This window comes from Rhizobium sp. PRIMUS64 (genome assembly GCF_023006465.1).
Classification (GTDB): Bacteria; Pseudomonadota; Alphaproteobacteria; order Rhizobiales; family Rhizobiaceae; genus Rhizobium; species Rhizobium leguminosarum.
Map to the genome: position 1 here is coordinate 13488 of NZ_JALBGX010000081.1, position 17077 is coordinate 30564.

Sequence of the window (17077 nt, forward strand, 5' to 3'; positions counted from 1 at the left end):
GAAATAGCGTAAACAGCGGGATAATTACCGCTTTGCGGCAGGGGGCGGCGCTGCTATATGGCGCGCATGAGCACCAATTCCACCACTCCGCTGTCCCATATCCGCAACTTTTCGATCGTGGCCCATATCGACCACGGCAAATCGACGCTGGCCGACCGCCTGATCCAGACGACGGGCGGCCTTGCCGAGCGCGAAATGTCCGAGCAGGTGCTCGACAATATGGATATCGAGCGCGAGCGCGGCATCACCATCAAGGCCCAGACCGTGCGCCTGCACTACCAGGCTAATAACGGCGAGAAATACATTCTCAACCTGATCGACACGCCCGGCCACGTCGACTTCGCCTATGAAGTCTCGCGGTCGCTGTCGGCCTGCGAGGGTTCGCTGCTTGTCGTCGATGCCAGCCAGGGCGTCGAAGCGCAGACACTCGCCAACGTCTACCAGGCGATCGACAACAATCACGAGATCGTCACCGTCCTCAACAAGATCGACCTGCCGGCCGCCGAACCCGACCGCATCAAGGAGCAGATCGAGGAAGTGATCGGCATCGACGCTTCGGAGGCGGTGCTGATTTCGGCAAAGACCGGCCTTGGCATTCCCGACGTGCTGGAGGCGATCGTCCACAAGCTGCCGGCGCCGAAGAGCCCGGGCGGCGAAAAGGCGCCGCTGAAGGCGCTGCTGGTCGACAGCTGGTACGACGCCTATCTCGGCGTCATGGTTCTGGTCCGCGTCATCGACGGCGTGCTGACCAAGGGCCAGACGGTGCGGATGATGGGCACCGATGCGAAATACCAGGTGGAGCGCGTCGGCGTGCTGACGCCGAAGATGGTCAATATCGACCGCCTCGGCCCCGGCGAGATCGGCTTCATCACCGCCTCGATCAAGGAAGTGGCCGATACCCGCGTCGGCGACACGATCACCGAAGACAAGCGGCCGACGGCCCAGGCGCTGCCGGGCTTCAAGCCGGCCCAGCCGGTGGTGTTCTGTGGCCTCTTCCCGGTCGATGCCGCCGATTTCGAGGATCTGCGCGCCGCCATGGGCAAGCTTCGCCTCAACGACGCCTCCTTCTCCTTCGAAATGGAATCATCGGCGGCACTCGGCTTCGGTTTCCGCTGCGGCTTCCTCGGCCTGCTGCATCTCGAAATCATCCAGGAACGGCTGGAGCGCGAGTTCGACCTCGACCTCATCGCCACCGCACCCTCCGTCGTCTACAAGATGTACATGACCGACGGCACGGAGCGTGAGCTGCACAATCCGGCCGACATGCCAGATGTCGTCAAGATCTCGGAAATCCACGAGCCGTGGATCCGCGCGACGATCCTGACGCCCGACGACTATCTCGGCAGTATCCTGAAGCTCTGCCAGGACCGGCGCGGCATCCAGATCGAACTCACCTATGTCGGCACGCGCGCGATGCTGACCTACGACCTGCCTCTCAACGAAGTCGTGTTCGATTTCTACGACCGGCTGAAGTCGATCTCGAAGGGCTATGCCTCCTTCGACTACACGCTGACCGACCACCGCGAGGGCAACCTCGTAAAGATGTCGATCCTCGTCAACGGCGAACCGGTCGACGCGCTGTCGATGATGGTGCACCGGACGGCTGCCGAAAAGCGCGGCCGCGACATGTGTGAGAAGCTCAAGGAGCTGATCCCGAAGCACATGTTCAAGATCCCGATCCAGGCCGCGATCGGCGGCAACGTCATTGCCCGCGAGACGATCTCGGCGCTGCGCAAGGACGTCACCGCGAAATGCTACGGCGGCGACGCCACCCGCAAGCGCAAGCTGCTCGACAAGCAGAAGGCCGGCAAGAAGCGCATGCGCCAGTTCGGCAAGGTGGAGATCCCCCAGGAAGCCTTCATCGCCGCGCTGAAGATGGGCGACGAATAACGCTTCTCAACGGTATCTTATGCGCATACGATGTGCGCATAAGATTGCGGAGATCGTTATGGCTCAGCAGACGAGAAAAGCAGCGAACCTTTCTCTTGATGAAGGTCTCGTTTCCCAGGCGCGCGAGCTCAAGATCAACATATCCCGGGCGGCGGAAGATGGTATCGCACAGGCCATAAAGGCGGAGCGCGAGCGGCTTTGGCGTATCGAGAACGCCGAGGCTATTGCCGCTTCCAATGCCTATGTCGAAAAGCACGGTCTGCCGTTTCAGAAATATCGACAGTTCTGATGGCTCGGTTTCATGTTTACAATCTCATGCATACCGACGCGCTTGCCCTCGATCTGCAGTTCGACTTGCTTGGTGAGCTGACAACGCGGACCCTGGCGCCGATGCTTCCATTGCAAGCGCTTCCCAAAATCATGCGTCAGCTCAATCCACAATTCGTGATCAATGACCTGCCCTATGTGATGGCTACCCAATTCACCGGCGCAATTTCCGTAAAGGAGATTGGAGGCGTGGTGGCGGATCTTACCGCCGACAGTGATCGAATTATCGCCGCCGTCGATTTTCTCTTCCAGGGTTTCTGAGCCTCATCCCCTGCCCATATATTCCTTCACCAGCCCCTCATAGGCGTCCATTTCGGGCAGCGCCGCGTAGCTGTACACCGCCCCGGTCTCGGCGAAGGACAGCTTCTCGCTTGTCCAGGTTTCGATGAAGGGCGTGAACCAGCTCGGATCGTCGAGCATGGTCGCGCGCAGATTGACGAACCAGTCCATGCCTTCCGGCCGGGTGAACATCCAGCTCATGCAATGCGGGCAGAAATAATGCTTCGTGACGCCATGCAGGCCGCCGATCACCGGCTCGCCTTGCGTCACCTCGAAGCCTTCGCTTGGGATGGCCGCACTCAGCGAATAGGCGCTTGATGTCATCTTCTGGCACCCCGTGCAATGGCAGGCCATGGTGAGCAGCGGCGGAGCGCTGATCTTCAATCGCACCCGGCCGCAACGGCAGCCACCCTCCATCGGTAAATTCAGTTCGTTCATGCTTCCCTCCCGTTTTGCCCTCTGATCTAGCGGAATGATCGCCGCTGTCGAGATGGCGAGGGGCCATCACGGGATAGGAGCCGGCGTTAGCGGATGCGGGCCGGATTGCCGACTACGGTTGCGCCGGCCGGCACATCCCTGGTGACCACCGCACCGGCGCCGACAATCGCACCGTCGCCGATGGTGACGCCGCCGAGGATGATGGCGCTGCCACCGATCCAGACGTCGTTGCCGATGGTGACTGGCCGAGCGATCTCGATGCCCATGCTGCGAAGCGCCGGCTCCTTGTGATGCTCGGCGCAATAGATCTGCACCCCCGGGCCGAACATGCTGCGATCACCGATCGTCACCCGGCCGGAATCGAGGATGGTGCAGCCGGCATTGAAATAGACGCGTTCGCCGAGAGTGATGTTGATGCCGTAGGAGCAGTGAAACGGTGCTTCGATGAAGACATTGAGTGCTGCCTGCGCAAAGAGTGCCCTCAGGGCCGGCGCCATCGCGCCGCGCTCATCCGGCGGCAGCGTGTTGTGCGCATGGACGACCATGCGCGCCTGCCGGCGCAAGAGATCGAGCTCGTCATCGAGGCAGCAATACCATTCGCCTGCCGCCATCTTTTCGCGTTCACTGGCCGCCATCGCATCACCCCTCACGCCGAGGCCTGCGACAGCATTTCGACGTCTTCCCGTTCGATCAGGCTGACCCAGGCGCGCGCAATGGCAAGGCCCGCGGCATCGGCGGCTCCGCCATGCCTTGCCGCCAGCTCTGCATGGTTCTCCAGCCAGCCCGGCGCAATACGCGCGATCGTGTCGGGAAATTCGGCCTTCCATTGCTCGACGACGTCCGAATTGGCCTCGAAATGGAACTGGGTGCCATAGACGGCGCGACCGATGCGGAAGGCCTGGTTCTCGGCGACGGGGCTCGAGGCGAGACGCACCGCGCCCTCAGGCAGGGAAAACGTGTCGGCATGCCATTCGAAGATGGTGAACTCGCCGCCAAGCGCCGACAGCAGCGGATCGGCCCGGCCATCGACGGTGACGCCGATCCGGTGCCAGCCGAATTCGCGAGCGATCCCTAAGTGATTGTCGGCGCCATAAGCGCGGGCGAGAATCTGGCTGCCGAGGCAGATGCCGAGCACGGCCTTGCCGGCATCGCCGAAGCGGCGCGTGAGCCGGGCGAGCTCCGGCAGATAGGGATGGGTTTCGTCATCCAGCGCGCTCTGCTCGCCGCCGAGAACGACCAGCGCGTCATGGCCCGATATATCCAGCGGCAGGATGCCGTCCTGCCACACCCGGAACCACTCGATCTCCGCTCCCGCCTCGTCGAGCGCTGCGGCAAGCGCGCCGAGGCCGGTATTTCGCATATTTTCGATGACTGCGACGCGCATGGGCTCTTCCTGGTATGGCCGACCATCGGAAGAGACCATGGCGGAGGACGGCGCGCAAGACGCCAGAACAGGATTCAGGCTTTAGGCCGGTTCGGCCCAAAATCTGAATCCTGTTCTTAATTAAATAGTTGGAGCATGATGTCGCCCGAAAACCGCTCACACTTTTCGGCATCATGCTCTAGCGAGGGCGATTGCGCGCACGCGCCACAGGGCTTAAATCTCAACAAACGAAAGGACATCGCCATGACCGAAAAAGCCCGCGTCACGATCCTCTACTGCACCCAGTGCAACTGGCTGCTGCGCGCCAGCTGGATGGCGCAGGAGCTTCTGCACACCTTTTCCGACAGCCTCGGTGAAGTGGCGCTGATCCCCGCCACCGGCGGCAATTTCGAGATCCGCGTCAATGGCGATCTGATCTGGGAGCGCAAGCGCGACGGCGGCTTTCCCGGGCCGAAGGAGCTGAAGCAGCGGGTCCGCGACATCGTCGAGCCCGGCCGAGATCTCGGCCATGTCGACCGCGCCTCGCTCGAAAGCTAATCACGACGATCAGCGATAGGGCGAGCGGCAGGTCTTGTAGATGCCCTCATAGGTGAGGAACCGATCCGTCCGCGGATTGTAGGAGCGGTACTCGTTGCTGCACCAGGCGGCATGGCTGTTCATGTCGCGCGCCTTCGGCTGCACCCTTTGCACCGGCGGCGGATCATAGGTCAGCTGCGGCGGCCCGGCAGCGCCCGGCCGGTAATAGGTCGGCCCCGCGCCGCGCGGGCGGTAGTTCGGCTGGACATAGGCGGGGCGATGCCATTGCTGCGGCCCGAACCCGAAGCAGCCGCGAAAATCGCAAAGCGTCGAGCCGGTATTGAGCGGCCCGACCCCGGGCTTGCCCAGCTTCAGCGAATCGGCCCCGGCGACGGCGGGTGACAAAACGGCCAAGAGACCGGCGAGCAGAAGCGTGCGGGGAGCAAGCATGATGCATTCCTTTCGATATTTCCTCTATATAGGGCGTGCCAACCGGAGCGCTATGCCCACCCTTCGGCGCTCCCTCGCATGTGATCGGCCGCTTTTTCGCCAACTGTCAGAAAAACTTCAAAAACCCAGTTGACAGTCAGGGGCCACCCCCTTACATCGCTCTCCGTCGCCCAGATGGCGGAATTGGTAGACGCGCCAGCTTCAGGTGCTGGTACCCGAAAGGGTGTGGAGGTTCGAGTCCTCTTCTGGGCACCATTCCATTCTTGATCGCTACCAAGATCAAGGAGTTAAGCCTTTTCAACTAAAGTTGCGCAGGTGCCTTGCAACAAAGGCCAGTCGCGATGCGCGCAAGGGCTTGTTCGCTCAATAGCTCCCAAGAATTCTCCGAAGTCCTCATTTCTAGACGCTTATTCCCGCCGCTCTTGATAGCTGGCCTGCATTGACTCCCTCACCCCCAAATGCGAACATAAAGCGAACAAAATGGAGTCTTGCTGATGATCCGATACGCCGCACCCGCCGCCAGCCACCCCGAGCCTATAAAGGTCCGCGAGGTGTCAGCTGCCAAGCCGGCCATTGAAATACCGCCCCCCAAGCCGGTCATTGAGGTAGCCGCTGCGGCGCCTGCGGCCGGCCTGCTGCTGCCCAGCTCCGAGGCAGACGAGTTCGGCTCCGACACTCTGCCGAAAACCACCAAGCCAGCACGCCGTGCGGCAACAAAGCGCAAGTCCAAGGTCGTCAAGGCAGACGACGCTCCACTCCAGCTTAATCTGGAGACTTAGCCGCAACGATCCGACCAAGGTATGGCAGCGCCTGGGAACTCCCACCATAATCTATGTAGCACTTCGGAATCCCGAAGCGGGGGAATTTCGAGATCCCGAAGTGGGATTTTTTCTTTCTGCCGACGCGCTCGCCTTTGTCCGCAGCCATCGGCCGGCGGAATGGGTCCGGCGCCGCCCTATCCAGGTCAGCCGCTGTCTGTGCCGTCAGCCACTGGAGTCCACCACAACAGCGCGACATTGCAGCAGTCGGCCCGAAGCGTTCACCGCACCGGCTGATAGTGGCCGCGCAGCGGGACCTTGTCGTCCATCGAGATGAAGCCGTCGCGTTCGCAGACATACATCAGCGTCGGCATGCCGCCGGAGCGGAAGATCTCGTCGTAACGGCGGCGGATCTGCACGGTTTCGGTGCGGCAATTGTAGGAATCCTCCTCTTTCTTGTCCGGCTGCGCCTTGACGCCGGGAAGACCCTTATAGGGATAGAGGGGTTGAACGCCGGAATCGACGGATTTCGTCCAGTCGACGGCAAAGGCGGACGGTGGTGCGAGGCTCGAGACGGCAACGAGCGATATCAGAAGCATCATCAACAGCCGCATGGGAACTCTCCTGCCGGCAATTGGCCGCTCTTCCGATGTAGGAAAACCGACGACCGTCATCAAGCGGCCGCAGCGGGGGACTTCCTGAAATAACTTCTGATGACGGGATGTCCGAAGAGACCGGCAAGGATCGCAGAACCGGCGCCGATGACGAAACCGGCGAGAAAACCGCCGATGACGCCGGCAACCAATAGAATCGTCTTTCCGGGACCGTCTCCCTTGACCGGCGGCTCGGCCGGCGAAATGACGCGAATGTTACTCTGGTTGAAGTTCTGCTCCTCGCTCGTCTGGCCAGAGCGTTTCAGCACCGTCTCGTAAATATCGCGCGCCGCCGTCGCCTTGCGCTGCAATTCGTTCAATTCCACCTGCTTGTCGGAGGTACTCGCCTGCAGCGCCTTCTGCACGGCAAGTTCCTTGGCGATGCTGTCCTCGGCCGCCTTCGCCTGCTCGTATTCGCCCCTTGCCGAGGTGGCGAGACGCTGCAATTCACCCTTGATTTCGCCTGATATGCTCTGGAGCGACGAGCGGGCCGCCTGCAGGCGCGGATGACGCGTGCCCATCTGGCTTTCGAGGCTGCCGACGGCGGCGGCCTGGGTGGCATATTGCTGACGCAGGCTGACCAGCGGCGAGGTGACGCCGCCCTCCGCCTGGTTTCCGGCGACGATGTCCTCGACGCGGAGATTGGCGACGGCATCGGCGCGCGCCTTCGCCTGGATGGTCTTTTCCTGTGCCGTCACCAGCATCGTGTTCAGCGAGACGAGCCGCTGGTCGGAGATCAGGTTACCTTCTGTCGCGGCCATGTCGTTGTCGGCGCGGAAGGTTTCGACTGCCTGTTCGGCCTCCAGCACCTTCTGGCGCAGGTCGTTGAGGCGTCCATCAAGTGTCGAGGAGGTGTTTTCGTAAATGCCGTTCGAGGCGCTGTTCTCTTCCTCGGTGAAGGAGGTGACGACCTGGTTGGCAAGCCTTGCGGATTTTTCGGGATCATTGGTCGTGGCGGCAAGCGAGACGACATAGGTGCCGGCCTCACGGGTGATGACCAGCGCCTTTTGCAGTGTGCCTATCACGGCGGCGCCATCCGTGCGGCCGCCGGTGAATTCGGGATCCTGGTCGAGCTTCATGGCTTCAGCGACGCGCCGCAGCACATTGCCCGAGGTCAGGATCTGCACCTGGCTATCGATCAGCGCCGAGATCATTTCCGGCGAGGGACCCGAAGATTGCGCGCTGGTATCGGCAAGGCCGATCTGGCGCGGGTCGAAATAGAGGCTACTGACGGCGGTGAATTTCTGGGCGATGCGCGGCGCCACCGCCCCGCCTGCCACAGCTCCGAGAAGCGCCAGGCCCAGCACGATCAGCCGTCGGCTCCAGATCGCGGCGATACTCGAGCGGAGGTCGAGAAGTGGTGCGGCAGGCGCGGATGCTGCGTTCGACGGCGCTTCGACGACAGGTTGTTTTGGAAGCGGCGGCGGAGGTGCCGGACGCTCATATTGGCGGGTTTCCGCAATACTTGCCGGCGGCACGAAAGGGGGCGAAGCGGGTTCGGGCGACGGCCGGACGAAATCATCCGGGCGGATGACGGGACTGCGCATGCGCACGCCTTCCGGCGCAGTCTGAGATGGCTCAAAACTGCGCCAGCCAGGGAGCCGGCTTACCCTGTTCCTGTCATACTGGTTCATACGCGCACTCGTGTCCCGCCCAGCGTGAAAGACTGAAGCCGAGGTGCTGATACTTTAGAAATTCTTAGCTAACGGACCGTTAAAATAACTTCAGCGACGCCGACGTTGCGATTGCCGCGATAGCGAGGATAACCATGAGGACGACACGACATCTGACAGCGCTGCTGCTTGCGGCCGCTCTCACCCCGTCGCCGGCCCTTGCGGCTGGGGCTCCCTGTTATCGCGGCGTCAATTTGTCCGGCGGCGAATATGGCGAGCGCGGCGGCATCTATGGCACCAACTATACCTATCCCGGCGAAGACACGATTAGCTATTTCGCCAAAAAGGGCATGACGATCATCCGACTGCCCTTCCGCTGGGAGCGGCTGCAGTCCGCGCTCGGCGGGCGGCTCGACGAGGACGAGCTCAAGCGGCTCAAAGATACCATCGGCCTCATTCGCAAACACGGCATGGCGGTTCTGCTCGACCCGCATAATTTCGGCTATTACGACAAGACCCAGGTCGGCACGGCGCCGGCAACGGATGCCGCCTTCGGGGATTTCTGGGCAAGGCTCGCCGTCGAATTCGCCAATCAGGACGGTGTTCTCTTCGGCCTGATGAACGAACCGCACGACATCAAGGCGACCGACTGGCTGGATGCCGCCAATGCGGCGATCCGCAGCATCCGCGCCGTCGGCGCCCGCAACCTCATCCTCGTGCCGGGCACAGCCTGGAGCGGCGCGTCAAGCTGGGAAAAGGATGTGATCGGCGGCGCTAATGGCACGGTGATGCTCGGTGTGCGCGATCCGCTCGATTTCTACGCCTATGAGGTCCACCAGTATCTCGATGCCGATTCCTCCGGCACCCATCCGACCTGCGAAGGCTCGACTGCTGCGGTCGAGGCGATCGCCGGGGTGACCACCTGGCTGAAGCGGAACCACAAGCGCGGCTTTCTCGGTGAATTCGGCGCCTCCGACGACAAGGACTGCATGAGCGGGTTGACCGAAATCTACGCCACCATGACTGATAATAGCGACGTCTGGCTCGGCTGGTCCTACTGGGCGGCCGGCGAATGGTGGCCGGCGGACGAGCCCTTCAACGTCCAGCCGCGCAAGGGCCCCGAGCGGCCGCAGATGCGGCTTCTTGCCGAGGCGGCAAAAGCCGATACCGGCACTTGCTCCGCCGTCAAGCCTGCGGGGAAATGAGCATGGCAGTCGCCGATCACAGGACAGCGACATTCACTGTAGCCGGCAACCGGCTCGATGCTGCCCGCGGGGCATCACGCACCGATCATACGGTGCTCTGGCTCGGCCTGCTCTCCGTGCTCTACAACGGCATTCTGGCCTTCATCAACCACAACATCGTGCCGCTTTCGATGACGCATGTCGCCGCCAGCGAAGGCCTGATCATGGCGAGCGCCATCATCTACATCCTGCACAAGGGGATCTACGAGACTGACCTGCCGGCCTTCCTGTTCCTGCTGTTCACGCTCATCGTGACCATCTATGTCAGCGTGCTCAACCGCATGCTGTTCATCGATCACTTCCGCAACGTGCTGATCATCTTCTGCTTTACCGGGCTCGGCGGCTGGAGCAACGAGAAAACGATGAAGCTCGCCTTTCGCTGGGCAAGTCTTGCCGTCATGATCTTCCTGATCTTCGAGATCATCAGCGTGCCGTTCTATGTCAGCATCGTCCACCCGTCCGATTATTTCGCCAATACGCGTGGGCTGCTGCCGCTGAGCTACAACACGACGGGCCTCTTTCAGAACGCGCTCGGCTTTCCCGAGCGCTTCTCCTTCGGCATCATCGACCATCGTTCTTCCTCGATCTTCCTCGAACAGGTATCGCTGGCCAATTTCTGCGGCGTGATCGCGGTCTACCTGATTTCGATGTGGGAGAGGCTTGGCCGCTGGGACCGGTTGCTGATGATCAGCACGGCCGTGCTGATCCTGGTGACGAACGACACACGCACGATGCTGATCTTCTGCTTTGCCTGCATCGTCGGCTACTTCGTCTTTCCGAAGATCCCGAAGAATTTCAATCTGGCGCTGATGCCGCTGATCGTCGCCGCCGGCTTCCTCGTCTACGTGATGAAACCCAATGCGACGGGCGACAATTTCACCGGCCGCATCAACCTGACGATGAAGAAGATCATGGAGCTCGATCCGCTTGCCATCCTTGGACTTTCGGTCGACCGGGTCGCCGAATTCGCCGACAGCGGCTATGTCTACCTGATCTACGCGGCGACGATCTTCGGCGTCATCGCCTTGTGGCTGTTCGTCTGCCTCTTTCCCGCCGGGCGCACGGCGGCGCAGCGGCGCTGCGCCCATTCACTTTCTCTTTTCATTTTTCTGAATATGATGATCGGGGGAACCGCGGTCTTCTCGATGAAGATCGCCGGTCTCCTATGGTTCGTCGTCGGATATATGCGCTTCCACGACAGCCCGCGCATCCGGCAGGGTCGTCCGGCAGATGTATTGAGTTGACCGCAGCGGCGCCTGTCCGCGCGAGCCCGAGGGAGCAAGACGCTCGATGCTTGTCCAGCTTCAATATCTGCGCGCCATCGCGGCGCTGATGGTCGTCTATTTCCACGCGATATTGCAGCTTGCCAAGGTCAATCCCGCGGTCGACGCCACCGCCTTCATCTATGGCGAAACCGGCGTCGACATCTTCTTCGTCCTGAGCGGTTTCGTGATGTGGCTGACGACGAGCGGACGCGCGATGAGCCCGGTCGATTTCGCCCGGCGGCGCATCAAAAGGATCGTGCCGCTCTACTGGCTGGCGACACTGTTTTCGGCGACTGTGGCGCTGGTGGCCCCGTCATTGTTGAAATCGACGGTGTTCGACCTGCCGCATCTCATTGCCTCGCTGTTCTTCCTGCCATGGGCCAATCCCGCCGATCCCAGCACGATCACGCCGGTGGTCGTTCCGGGCTGGACGCTGAATTACGAAATGTTCTTCTACTTGGTCTTTGCGCTTCTGCTGCCGCTGCAGGAAGTTCGCCGCATCCCCGCGATGTTTGCCGTCTTTGCCGTTATCCTGATCACCTGCCGGCTGCTGCCGGAAACGACTGTGAGCCGGTTCTACCGCGAGCCGATCATGCTGGAGTTTCTCGCCGGTGTCGTGCTCGGCTGGCTCTACGGACAGAAGGTCCTGCTGCCGAACCGCTGGGCTTGGGCGGCCCTTGCCATCGGCTTCGCCTTTCTCTTCATCAACGAGGCGCTGATGCCGCCGGAAAGCCGGTTCTACGCCTGGGGTATTCCGGCGATCTTCATCATCTACGGCGCCGTCTCCATCGATTTTTCCAGGCTGCCGGTTGTGGGATGGCTGAACTACCTCGGCGACTGCTCCTACAGCATCTATATCACCCACGCCTTCACGCTGGCTTTTCTGAGGGTCGCCGCCGATCGGCTGCCGATCGGCATCCTGCAGCAGCCCGTGCTCTTCGTCATCCTCTCGCTGGTGCTCTCGTCGATCGGCGGCTCAATTATCCATGAGATCACGACGCCTCGCCGGAAAGCGGCCGTGGCGAGCCGGCCGCCGGCCTAAAGCGCGTCGAAGGCGAGAATACGCATCCAAGCGGCGCTGACGGTACAGTTTTTCGCGCAACTTCTCCTAAGCTTCAGACTTGGCAAATGAGAGAACTTGCAGAAACGTGATGGTTTCTCTTGCAATTTGTCGCATGAATGAAAGTGCGCCGGCCTATTCGCGGCCCGGGCTTTGATCTAAGCACGGCGGCGGCCTTGGAGAGGGAAAGACATGACAAGTTACGTATTGACGGTATCCTGCAAATCGACACGCGGCATCGTCGCGGCGATTTCGAGCTATCTGGCAGACAAGGGCTGCAACATCGTCGACAGCTCGCAGTTCGACGATCTCGATACCGGCAAGTTCTTCACGCGAGTGAGCTTCATCTCCGAGGAAGGCGTGCCCCTTGCCGAACTCAAGGAAGGCTTCGAGCCGATCTCTAAGCGGTTCGCCATGGATGCCGAGATCCATGACGGCAACGCCCGCATGAAGGTGCTGTTGATGGTGTCGCGCTTCGGCCATTGTCTCAACGACCTGCTCTACCGCTGGAAGATCGGCGCACTGCCGATCGATATCGTCGGCGTCGTCTCCAACCATTTCGATTACCAGAAGGTCGTGGTCAACCACGACATCCCCTTCCACCACATCAAGGTGACGAAGGAGAACAAGCTGCAGGCCGAAGGCCAGATCATGGATATCGTCGAACAGACCGGTACGGAGCTGATCGTTCTCGCCCGCTACATGCAGGTGCTTTCGGATGCGATGTGCCAGAAGATGTCTGGCCGGATCATCAACATCCACCATTCCTTCCTGCCGAGCTTCAAGGGCGCCAATCCTTACAAACAAGCCTACGGCCGGGGCGTGAAGCTGATCGGGGCGACGGCGCATTACGTCACCGCCGATCTCGACGAGGGCCCGATCATCGAGCAGGATACAGCGCGCATCACCCATGCGCAGTCGCCCGACGACTATGTGTCGATCGGCCGCGACGTCGAAAGCCAGGTGCTGGCCCGTGCCATCCACGCCCATATCCATCACCGCACCTTCCTGAACGGCAACCGCACCGTGGTCTTTCCGGCAAGCCCCGGCGGCTACGCGTCCGAACGCATGGGTTGAGCGCCGCCTAAACCTTGCATCTCTTTTGCTGGCGAATGACAATCTCCCGTTGCCTGCCGGCGGCAAGTACTTGATTATCGCGTTCAATAGGTAATCGAATCATGCTGCGGGAGGGGGTGTCATGACCGACGAGGCGCTTGTTGATCGCATGGCGCTGCCGCGTCCCGACGTCACCGCTAGCGACGCGGAAGAGATACTCCTTGCTCATTACAGCCTATCCGGCACGCTTACCGAACTCGGCAGCCAGCAGGATCGAAACTATCGCGTCGATAACGATCGTGGCCGCTACGTCCTGAAGATCTGCCATGCAGCCTACGAGACCCGCGAGCTCGAAGCGCAGAATGCGGCGATCCGTCACCTCAAAAGCCGGCAAGATGCGCCGCGCGTTCCGCAGGTGATCCCCACTAATGACGGGCGGGAGATCGTCGTCCTGACCGTGCGCGGGCGGGGCTATCAGGTCCGGCTGCTGGAATATCTGGAAGGCCAGGGGCTGACAGAACTGACGTATCTGGCACCGGCCTCCGTTGCGGCCCTCGGCGCGCTCTGCGCCAGGCTGGCGCTGGCGCTTGCCGATTTCAACCATCCCGGTCTCGACCGCAGCCTGCAATGGGATCTCAGGCGCGCCGGGCCGGTCGCGGTGCAGCTGCTGTCCGCGATCACCGACAGTGCGGCGCGCGACCGGATCGCCAAGACCATGGTGATGGCCATTCGCCGCATCCAGCCCTTGGCGGCATCGCTTCGGCTGCAGGCCGTGCATCATGACGTCACCGGCGACAATGTCGTCGGCCACCGCGACGCCCGTGGCCATACTATCCCCGACGGGGTGATCGATTTCGGCGACATCATCCGCGGCTGGCTGGTCGGCGACCTCGCCGTCACATGCGCTTCGCTGCTGCATCAGGCGGATGGCGACCCTTTTTATATCCTGCCAGCCGTCACCGCCTATCAGGCGATCTATCCGCTGACCGAGGAGGAGCTGAAGGCGCTCTGGCCGTTGACCGTCGCGCGCGCGGTCATTCTCGTCGCCAGCAGCGAGCAGCAGATTTCGGTCGATCCCGATAATGACTATGTCCGCGGCAACCTCAAGCACGAGCGGGCGATCTTCGATACGGCGATGTCCGTTCCCTTCGAACTCATGGAAGCCGCGATCCTCAAGGCGGCCGGCGCAGACGTTGCCGCCCCGGAAGCATCGGGATGGCTGCCGTTGCTGCCGGACATCGATCCCGCCGGGATCGCTTATGTCGATCTTGGGGTGCGGAGCCCGCATTTTTCTGCCGGCAACTGGCTGAATACCGACATGGACTGGCGGCTGCTTGCCCGCGTGGCAACGGAAAACGGCATCGCAGCGACGCGCTATGGCGAATATCGGCTTTCCCGCGCGAGCTTGGGAAATGCGACGGGACAGGCAACCTGCGCCCTGCATATCGACATTTGCCTCGCGGCAGGCAACGCGATTGCTGCACCCTTTGCCGGCCGCATCGGCTGGAAGGACCAGCATCTGACGCTTGCCAGCGACAGCATGACCCTGCATCTCGATGGGCTCGATCTCTCGGTCGAGGATGGAGCTGAGGTGGCCGCCGGCGATCCGCTCGGCACGGTTTTCGGAGAGGCTGCGTCGCTCGGCGGGTTGCGCGTCCAGCTTTGCAGCGTCGCAGGTCTCGAACCGCCGCTTTTTGCCACGCCGCGCACGGCCGCGGCCTGGTCGGCGCTCTGCCCCTCACCCTCGCTCCTTCTCAGCCCGGAAGCCGATGCACCGAGATCTGATACCGCAGAACTGCTCGCCAGGCGGCAGGCGCATCTCGCAAGGCCGCAGAAGAGCTATTACGCGGCGGCGCCGCAGATCGAGCGCGGCTGGCGAGAGCATCTGTTCGATGTCGAGGGCCGCGCCTATCTCGACATGGTCAACAACGTCACCATTCTCGGCCATGGCCATCCCAGGTTCGCGGCAGCGATCCACGCCCAATGGCTGCGGCTCAACACGAATTCGCGCTTCCACTATGCCGCGATCACGGAATTTTCCGAACGCCTCGCTGCCCTGTCGCCGGACGGGCTCGACGCGGTCTTCCTGGTCAACAGCGGCTCGGAGGCGAATGATCTGGCGCTTCGGCTGGCGCAAGCCCATAGCGGCGCGCGCAAAATGCTCTGCCTGCTCGAAGCCTATCATGGCTGGTCGGCGGCGAGCGACGCCGTCTCCACCTCGATCGCCGACAATCCGCAGGCACCGACCACCCGGCCGGACTGGGTGCATACCGTCGTTTCGCCGAACACCTATCGCGGCGACTTCCGTGGTCCCGATACGGCAGCGGATTATCTCGGCATGGCGACGCCGGTGCTGGAGGCAATTGATGCTGCGGGCGAAGGCCTTGCGGGCTTCATCGCCGAATCGGTCTACGGCAATGCCGGCGGCATTCCGCTGCCGGACGGTTATCTCAGGGAAATCTACGCGCAGGTACGCGCTCGCGGCGGCCTCTGCATCGCCGATGAGGTGCAGGTCGGCTATGCCAGGCTCGGGCATTATTTCTGGGGCTTCGAGCAGCAAGGGGTCGTGCCTGATATCATCACCGTCGCCAAAGGCATGGGCAACGGCCATCCGCTCGGCGCCGTCATCACCACGCGGGAGATTGCGCAATCGCTAGAGAAGGAGGGCTCTTTCTTTTCCTCCACGGGCGGCAGCCCCGTCAGCTGCATCGCCGGCATGGCGGTGCTCGACATCATGGCCGAGGAAAAGCTGCAGGAAAATGCCCGGACAGTCGGCGATCATCTGAAGGCGCGGCTCGCCGCGCTGATCGACCGTCATCCGATTGCGGGCGCCGTGCACGGCATGGGCCTCTATCTCGGCCTCGAATTCGTCCGCGACAGAACGACGCTGGAGCCGGCGACGGAAGAGACGGCTGCAATCTGCGACCGGCTTCTCGAACTCGGCGTCATCATGCAGCCGACCGGCGATCACCAAAATGTGCTGAAGATCAAACCGCCGCTCTGCCTCAGCATCAACAGCGCCGATTTTTTCGCGGACATGCTGGAGAAGGTGCTCGAAGAAGGCTGGTGACACAGGGCTTCCAGCATTAACCAAATCGGTCATTTCGAGGCATGTCGATTTTTAATGAAACGGGCCATTGCCTGATACAGCAAGGCTTCCTATGTCTGCCGCTGTGATCGATCGAACTTCCGATTCTGTCATGCGAATTTAACGAAGGACTGATATGTTTCTTTCTGTAAGTTCGGGCTACGACGGAATGAATTTTTTCAGATCGTCGATATTTTGACACGTTTCGGAATATGTTTCCGATAGGCTATCGGGTAATCTCTACCAAGATAGTAGATTATTGAAGACAGCCATCACCGGCCCCGGGCTGCACCGGGACCTCTCAAGTGCAACGCCAACACAAGGAACGAGCATGATAGACATCGATATTCTCGCCGATCTCCTTGGGCGATCTGTGCTTGGCAATGACCGTCCGGGCGCCCTCTCCCGCCCGAACTGTCGAATGTGACGTTCGTCCTCCTTTCAACGGTACCAGACAAGTCAATTCGCCATGGCTGCGCATGTCGCGCGGCAGGAGTTCTATCTATGAAGAAGCAAGTTATCGAATATGCAGGCGTTCCCGTCGGGATCGTCATTCCCGATGAAGACCGGCTGAAGTTCATCGCCGTGAAATTTCATGTCCACGACCTCGACGAGCAGCGTTTCGGCTCGCCCGACGAGGTGCGGCTGGCCATCCATGACCTGATGACCCGCCGTCATCCGAAGCCGCTTCATGCCTGAGGGCATGAGGCCGCTATTGGCATTCGCGGCTTTTCCCGATGTCCGACCGGTCCCGCCAAATGGGGCCGGTCTTGTTTTTTGAGGGCAATTGCAGTCCTATCGGCGGCCTTTCCGCATAAGGATCCGCCCTTGCCCGATCTTCTGAACCTCATCACCGACATCGAAGGCGTTTCCGTCGGCCATGCAACCGACCTTGCGCTCGGTTCCGGCGTCACGGTCATCATCTTCGACGAACCGGCCGTCGCATCCGGCACGGTGCTCGGCGGTGCGCCCGGCGGGCGCGACACCGGCCTGCTCGATCCGTCGATGACCGTCAATGCCGTGGATGCCTTCGTGCTCTCCGGCGGCTCGGCCTTG

General features: G+C 61.5%; 18 protein-coding genes and 1 tRNA gene. 13 read left to right on the forward strand and 6 right to left on the reverse strand.

Annotated elements, in window-relative coordinates; translation table 11 throughout:
• Positions 1-57: 57 nt before the first annotated feature.
• The 3 genes from lepA to MOV76_RS26005 are packed head-to-tail and all read left to right on the forward strand — an operon-like array spanning position 58 to position 2478.
• Positions 58-1890, forward strand: coding sequence for a translation elongation factor 4 (gene lepA / locus MOV76_RS25995; RefSeq protein ID WP_017962846.1), 1833 nt, complete (start codon positions 58-60; stop codon positions 1888-1890).
• 58 nt (positions 1891-1948) lie between these two features.
• Positions 1949-2179 (forward strand): type II toxin-antitoxin system CcdA family antitoxin, encoded by a 231-nt coding sequence (locus MOV76_RS26000; protein ID WP_028731777.1) that lies wholly within the window; start codon positions 1949-1951, stop codon positions 2177-2179.
• Entirely contained in the window at positions 2179-2478 is a 300-nt protein-coding gene (locus MOV76_RS26005) for a CcdB family protein (RefSeq protein WP_028731778.1), read from the forward strand. Before MOV76_RS26000 ends, MOV76_RS26005 begins: the two co-directional genes overlap by 1 nt.
• A 3-nt stretch (positions 2479-2481) precedes the next feature.
• Here the strand turns inward: MOV76_RS26005 and MOV76_RS26010 are convergent, their stop codons facing one another.
• The 3 genes from MOV76_RS26010 to MOV76_RS26020 form a co-directional block, all read right to left on the reverse strand.
• The gene (locus tag MOV76_RS26010; RefSeq protein ID WP_028731779.1) at positions 2482-2934 is read right to left on the reverse strand and encodes a GFA family protein; all 453 of its coding nucleotides are present in this window, start codon (positions 2932-2934) and stop codon (positions 2482-2484) included.
• A gap of 86 nt (positions 2935-3020) precedes the next feature.
• Positions 3021-3569: a sugar O-acetyltransferase gene (locus tag MOV76_RS26015; protein WP_028731780.1), complete on the reverse strand. Its 549-nt coding sequence runs from the start codon at positions 3567-3569 to the stop codon at positions 3021-3023.
• A gap of 11 nt (positions 3570-3580) precedes the next feature.
• Complete coding sequence (locus MOV76_RS26020; RefSeq protein ID WP_247265593.1) at positions 3581-4357, reverse strand: type 1 glutamine amidotransferase; 777 nt, start codon at positions 4355-4357, stop codon at positions 3581-3583.
• Positions 4358-4561: 204 nt separating this feature from the next.
• On the opposite strand from MOV76_RS26020, the gene MOV76_RS26025 reads away from it, so the two are divergent.
• On the forward strand, positions 4562-4855 hold the full coding sequence (locus tag MOV76_RS26025) for a SelT/SelW/SelH family protein (protein ID WP_003544579.1): 294 nt from the start codon (positions 4562-4564) through the stop codon (positions 4853-4855).
• Between the two features lie 9 nt (positions 4856-4864).
• On the opposite strand, the gene MOV76_RS26030 is transcribed toward MOV76_RS26025, so the two are convergent.
• The gene (locus MOV76_RS26030) at positions 4865-5284 is read right to left on the reverse strand and encodes a BA14K family protein (protein ID WP_028731782.1); all 420 of its coding nucleotides are present in this window, start codon (positions 5282-5284) and stop codon (positions 4865-4867) included.
• Positions 5285-5452: 168 nt separating this feature from the next.
• Here MOV76_RS26030 and MOV76_RS26035 point away from each other — a divergent pair.
• Both MOV76_RS26035 and MOV76_RS26040 read left to right on the forward strand, forming a co-directional pair.
• Positions 5453-5539 (forward strand) — tRNA-Leu (locus MOV76_RS26035).
• Positions 5540-5778: 239 nt separating this feature from the next.
• The gene (locus MOV76_RS26040) at positions 5779-6063 is read left to right on the forward strand and encodes a hypothetical protein (RefSeq protein ID WP_028731783.1); all 285 of its coding nucleotides are present in this window, start codon (positions 5779-5781) and stop codon (positions 6061-6063) included.
• Positions 6064-6323: 260 nt separating this feature from the next.
• On the opposite strand, the gene MOV76_RS26045 is transcribed toward MOV76_RS26040, so the two are convergent.
• Positions 6324-6656, reverse strand: a complete 333-nt coding sequence (locus MOV76_RS26045) for a hypothetical protein (RefSeq protein ID WP_028731784.1) — start codon at positions 6654-6656, stop codon at positions 6324-6326.
• A gap of 59 nt (positions 6657-6715) precedes the next feature.
• The gene (locus MOV76_RS26050) at positions 6716-8329 is read right to left on the reverse strand and encodes a GumC family protein (protein WP_028731785.1); all 1614 of its coding nucleotides are present in this window, start codon (positions 8327-8329) and stop codon (positions 6716-6718) included.
• A gap of 134 nt (positions 8330-8463) precedes the next feature.
• Here MOV76_RS26050 and MOV76_RS26055 point away from each other — a divergent pair, with 134 nt between their 5' ends.
• The 7 genes from MOV76_RS26055 to MOV76_RS26085 form a co-directional block, all read left to right on the forward strand.
• On the forward strand, positions 8464-9513 hold the full coding sequence (locus tag MOV76_RS26055; protein WP_028731786.1) for a glycoside hydrolase family 5 protein: 1050 nt from the start codon (positions 8464-8466) through the stop codon (positions 9511-9513).
• Between the two features lie 2 nt (positions 9514-9515).
• Positions 9516-10796 (forward strand): hypothetical protein, encoded by a 1281-nt coding sequence (locus MOV76_RS26060; RefSeq protein ID WP_028731787.1) that lies wholly within the window; start codon positions 9516-9518, stop codon positions 10794-10796.
• A gap of 46 nt (positions 10797-10842) precedes the next feature.
• Complete coding sequence (locus MOV76_RS26065) at positions 10843-11859, forward strand: acyltransferase (RefSeq protein ID WP_028731788.1); 1017 nt, start codon at positions 10843-10845, stop codon at positions 11857-11859.
• 210 nt (positions 11860-12069) lie between these two features.
• Positions 12070-12954 (forward strand): formyltetrahydrofolate deformylase, encoded by an 885-nt coding sequence (purU, locus tag MOV76_RS26070; protein WP_018244360.1) that lies wholly within the window; start codon positions 12070-12072, stop codon positions 12952-12954.
• Positions 12955-13075: 121 nt separating this feature from the next.
• Positions 13076-16003 carry an aminotransferase gene (locus MOV76_RS26075; protein ID WP_247265594.1) on the forward strand — a complete coding sequence of 976 codons (2928 nt, stop codon included), beginning with the start codon at positions 13076-13078 and terminating at the stop codon, positions 16001-16003.
• 522 nt (positions 16004-16525) lie between these two features.
• The gene (locus MOV76_RS26080; protein WP_003544544.1) at positions 16526-16720 is read left to right on the forward strand and encodes a hypothetical protein; all 195 of its coding nucleotides are present in this window, start codon (positions 16526-16528) and stop codon (positions 16718-16720) included.
• Between the two features lie 129 nt (positions 16721-16849).
• A partial coding sequence (locus MOV76_RS26085; protein ID WP_247265595.1) for a P1 family peptidase occupies positions 16850-17077 on the forward strand: 228 nt, incomplete at its 3' end.

What these genes read in the sequence shown, in the direction of transcription:
- MOV76_RS26025 (WP_003544579.1), top strand. Translation starts at nt 4,562, where the DNA reads ATGACCGAAAAAGCCCGCGTCACGATCCTCTACTGCACCCAGTGCAAC.
- MOV76_RS26005 (WP_028731778.1), top strand. Translation starts at nt 2,179, where the DNA reads ATGGCTCGGTTTCATGTTTACAATCTCATGCATACCGACGCGCTTGCC.
- purU (WP_018244360.1), top strand. Translation starts at nt 12,070, where the DNA reads ATGACAAGTTACGTATTGACGGTATCCTGCAAATCGACACGCGGCATC.
- MOV76_RS26040 (WP_028731783.1), top strand. Translation starts at nt 5,779, where the DNA reads ATGATCCGATACGCCGCACCCGCCGCCAGCCACCCCGAGCCTATAAAG.
- MOV76_RS26015 (WP_028731780.1), bottom strand. Translation starts at nt 3,569, where the DNA reads ATGGCGGCCAGTGAACGCGAAAAGATGGCGGCAGGCGAATGGTATTGC.
- MOV76_RS26060 (WP_028731787.1), top strand. Translation starts at nt 9,516, where the DNA reads ATGGCAGTCGCCGATCACAGGACAGCGACATTCACTGTAGCCGGCAAC.
- MOV76_RS26010 (WP_028731779.1), bottom strand. Translation starts at nt 2,934, where the DNA reads ATGAACGAACTGAATTTACCGATGGAGGGTGGCTGCCGTTGCGGCCGG.
- MOV76_RS26075 (WP_247265594.1), top strand. Translation starts at nt 13,076, where the DNA reads ATGACCGACGAGGCGCTTGTTGATCGCATGGCGCTGCCGCGTCCCGAC.
- MOV76_RS26065 (WP_028731788.1), top strand. Translation starts at nt 10,843, where the DNA reads ATGCTTGTCCAGCTTCAATATCTGCGCGCCATCGCGGCGCTGATGGTC.
- lepA (WP_017962846.1), top strand. Translation starts at nt 58, where the DNA reads ATGGCGCGCATGAGCACCAATTCCACCACTCCGCTGTCCCATATCCGC.
- MOV76_RS26080 (WP_003544544.1), top strand. Translation starts at nt 16,526, where the DNA reads ATGAAGAAGCAAGTTATCGAATATGCAGGCGTTCCCGTCGGGATCGTC.
- MOV76_RS26020 (WP_247265593.1), bottom strand. Translation starts at nt 4,357, where the DNA reads ATGGTCTCTTCCGATGGTCGGCCATACCAGGAAGAGCCCATGCGCGTC.
- MOV76_RS26055 (WP_028731786.1), top strand. Translation starts at nt 8,464, where the DNA reads ATGAGGACGACACGACATCTGACAGCGCTGCTGCTTGCGGCCGCTCTC.
- MOV76_RS26050 (WP_028731785.1), bottom strand. Translation starts at nt 8,329, where the DNA reads ATGAACCAGTATGACAGGAACAGGGTAAGCCGGCTCCCTGGCTGGCGC.
- MOV76_RS26030 (WP_028731782.1), bottom strand. Translation starts at nt 5,284, where the DNA reads ATGCTTGCTCCCCGCACGCTTCTGCTCGCCGGTCTCTTGGCCGTTTTG.
- MOV76_RS26045 (WP_028731784.1), bottom strand. Translation starts at nt 6,656, where the DNA reads ATGCGGCTGTTGATGATGCTTCTGATATCGCTCGTTGCCGTCTCGAGC.
- MOV76_RS26000 (WP_028731777.1), top strand. Translation starts at nt 1,949, where the DNA reads ATGGCTCAGCAGACGAGAAAAGCAGCGAACCTTTCTCTTGATGAAGGT.